This window comes from Candidatus Planktophila sp. (assembly GCF_046070465.1).
GTDB lineage: Bacteria > Actinomycetota > Actinomycetes > Nanopelagicales > Nanopelagicaceae > Planktophila.
This window is the reverse complement of sequence record NZ_JBJTMK010000152.1, coordinates 1-3,552: the sequence shown is the minus strand read 5'-3', so window position 1 is coordinate 3,552 and position 3,552 is coordinate 1. Positions and strand designations below refer to the sequence as shown.

At 49.3% G+C, this 3,552-nt stretch carries 3 protein-coding genes; all 3 read right to left on the bottom strand.

What is annotated here, in order from left to right:
• On the bottom strand, positions 1–1,481 hold a 1,481-nt coding region (locus ACKOVI_RS06595; protein ID WP_509603287.1), incomplete at its 3' end, for a DNA translocase FtsK 4TM domain-containing protein.
• 52 nt (positions 1,482–1,533) lie between these two features.
• Positions 1,534–3,219 (bottom strand): ribonuclease J, encoded by a 1,686-nt coding sequence (locus ACKOVI_RS06590; protein WP_509603286.1) that lies wholly within the window; start codon positions 3,217–3,219, stop codon positions 1,534–1,536.
• A 3-nt stretch (positions 3,220–3,222) separates the two neighbouring features.
• A partial coding sequence (locus ACKOVI_RS06585; protein WP_509603285.1) for a dihydrodipicolinate synthase family protein occupies positions 3,223–3,552 on the bottom strand: 330 nt, incomplete at its 5' end.

The window sequence follows — 3,552 nt, the reverse complement described above, 5'->3', positions numbered from 1 at the left end:
ATCAAATGTGGAATGCCCTCATAGGCAGTGAGCTCAACGCGTTTAGGGTCAATCAGAATGAGTCGAACTTCATCTGGGGTTGCGCGCATCATGATGGATGTGATCATTGAGTTAATCATCGAAGACTTACCGGCACCTGTTGCACCTGCAACGAGTAAGTGAGGCATCTTTGCCAGATTTGCGCAGACGAAGTTACCTTCAACATCCTTGCCGAGAGCAACCAACATTGGGTGATGATCTTGGCCGGCAACGCTAGAACGCATAACATCACCAAGAGCAACAATCTCACGATCGGTGTTTGGGATCTCAATACCTACAGCTGATTTACCTGGAATCGGGGAGAGAATACGCACTTCGCTACTTGCCACAGCGTAGGAGATATTCTTTGAGAGAGCTGTGATGCGTTCGACCTTTACTGCGTTTCCAAGTTCGACTTCATAGCGCGTCACTGTTGGTCCGCGCATAAATCCTGTGACAGTTGCATCAATATCAAATTGCTTGAAAACTTCGGTAAGGGCAGCAACAACTGTGTCATTGGCTTTGCTCTTACCCTTAGATGCAGGACCTACTTTGAGAAGATCTTGCGACGGGAGTTCATACTGAGAATCACCGGTCAGAAGCAGTTGCTCTGGGTGATGATTGGTTTTAGGTGGCTCTTTAAGCTGTGCCTCAAGTGGCTTTGGAACTTCCACTGTAAATTCTTCATCGAACTCTGCCTCTTCGAGTTCTTCCTCTTCTTCCTCTTCGGCGTTCCATGCCACTACCGGAGTTTCAAAGGGAGGTGTATCGCTGATTTCAAAATCATCATCTTCGCGAACAGGTCGCTTTGAGTTGAGCCATCTTGCAATGACTTTAGCTCGATTAATAACTTCTGAAAATGGAGTTGCTGTCACTACAAGTACGCCGAAGAGAAAGAGCGCAAATAGGAATGGGTATGCAAGCAGCGACGACATCACGGCAACCAAAGGTTTTGCTACATAGAAACCGAGTAAGCCGCCACCTTGACGGATCGCTGTTGCACCTTGAGGATTAGATGCACCTAATGAACCGCTCAAGAGGTGCGCAAGACCGGTGGTGCTGACGATCAGAATGAGAAGGCCGACGGTGATGCGACCTGTCCCCTGCTTATCATCTGGTTTGCGGAAGAGCCGGATAGCAAAGTAGACGAGCGCGACCGGAACTACGACTGCAACTTCACCAAATGCGCCATATAAGAATGAATAAACATTTCGACCCAAGAAAGCCTCTGAGCGCATCCATGTACCTGTAACTGAGACAAGTGAGAGCAGGAAGAGAAAGAGCGCCGCGCCATCACGGTGATGCTCAGGGTCGAGTTCTTTGGCGCCACGGGCTACGAATCGGATTGACGAGCCAAGGGTCTTTGCAAATAAACGCCAGGTGGCAGCAAGTCCCGAACCAATCAGCGGGATTACACCGCTCTTGCTCGATGCCTTCTTTGCTGTGCGTTTTCTCTTAGCCACACGCTCAATCTTAGGTGGTGAGATTTATTCGATATGGGAAGGCGCGCCGTCTTTACACTTCGATGACAACAGGGACAATCATCGGCTTTCGACGATGTTTCTGTCCGACCCATGATCCAATTGTGCGACGGACTACTTGGGAAAGTTGATGTGTTCCATTAGTGCCACCTGCAACAGCATGTGCCAGCGCCTTCTCAATATCCCCACGGACTTCGTCGAAGAGCGCAACATCTTCGTTGAATCCACGAGCATGGATATCAGGACCGGCAACAATCTTTCCACTCTGAGAATCAATCACCACGATGACGGAGATGAATCCCTCTTCGCCTAGGATGCGACGGTCCTTTAAAGAATCCTCGGTGATATCGCCAATGCTCTGACCATCGACGTAAACAAATCCCACTGGAATTGAGCCAGCAACTTCTGCAACACCAGCAACTAGATCAATCACGATTCCATTTTCAGCGATAAAAGTATTTTCACGGGGTACTCCAGATTGAATAGCAAGTTCAGCATTGGCCTTTAAGTGGCGCCATTCTCCGTGGATAGGCATCGCATACTTTGGCTTGACGATGTTGTAGCAATACAACAACTCCCCAGCCGCTGCATGGCCTGATACATGCACCAAAGCATTTGCTTTATGTACAACTTTTGCGCCGTATCGAGTGAGCTCGTTGATAATGCGATACACGGAATTTTCATTACCTGGAATCAAAGAAGATGCCAGGATGACTGTGTCTCCTTGGCCCACCCGAATCTGGTGATCGCCATTGGCCATACGAGAGAGAGCTGCCATTGGTTCGCCCTGAGATCCTGTTGAAATCAGAACAACGTTATCTCCGTAGTTATCGAGATCCTTTAATTCAATGACTGCTCCTGTTGGAACGCTGAGATAACCCATATCTTCAGCAATCTTCATATTGCGAACCATCGAACGCCCAATGAAACAGACTTTGCGGTCGTGTTCGTGCGCAACATCGATGACCTGCTGTACGCGGTGAACATGCGATGAGAACGAAGCAACAATGACTCGCTTCTTAGTAGTCGCGATAACACGGTGCAACGCTGGCATGATTTCGCGCTCTGCCGGAGTGAAGCCAGGGATATCCGCGTTGGTGGAGTCCGCGAGGAAGATATCGACGCCCTCATCCCCCAGACGAGCAAAGCTCGCCAAATCGGTGGTGCGACCGTCTAGAGGAAGTTGATCCATCTTGAAGTCGCCTGTTGCAAGGACCATTCCCGCCTTAGTGCGAATAGCAACCGCCAGCGCATCGGGAATTGAGTGGTTGACTGCGATGCATTCAAGATCAAATCCCTCTAACCTCAATCGATCACCCTCACGGACCTCATGGGTAATAGGTCCAATGCGATGTTCTTTACATTTAGCGGTAATGAGAGCGATGGTGAGCGGTGAGCCATAGAGCGGAATATCTACACGTTCACGTAAGAGATATGGCACGGCACCGATGTGGTCTTCATGTCCATGTGTGAGAAATACACCAACGACATCTTCAAGACGATCACGGATGTAACTAAAGTCAGGGAGGATTAAATCGATACCTGGTTGATTCTCTTCAGGAAAGAGAACTCCGCAATCAACAATCAACAGCTTTCCATCAGTTTCGAAGACGGTCATATTGCGACCGATCTCAGAGATTCCACCAAGTGCGACGATACGCAAGCCACCGGTTGGAAGCTTGGTAGGTGAACCTAGATTGGGATGTGGATGCTGAGTCATTGATTAATTCTTAAGATCGACGCCACCAGCGGTGAGATCTTTGCGTAGCTGCTCGATCTGTTCTGGAGTTGCATCGACGAGAGGAAGACGAGTTGTGCCGCCAGGTAGACCCATAAGTCCCATTGCAGCTTTAGTAAGTATTGCACCTTGCGTGCGGAATGTTCCAGTAAAGACTGGAAGCAACTTTTGATGAATCTCGAGCGCCTGAGCGGAATCTCCAGCGAACCATGCGTCAAGCATCGCCTTGAGTTCGGTACCAACGGTGTGGCCACAGACAGAGACGAAACCAACTGCACCTACCGCAAGAAGTGGAAGGTTGAGAATGTCATCACC

Bases quoted from the DNA above. Each gene is read 5' to 3' on its own strand.
- ACKOVI_RS06590 (WP_509603286.1), bottom strand. From the start codon at position 3,219: ATGACTCAGCATCCACATCCCAATCTAGGTTCACCTACCAAGCTTCCA.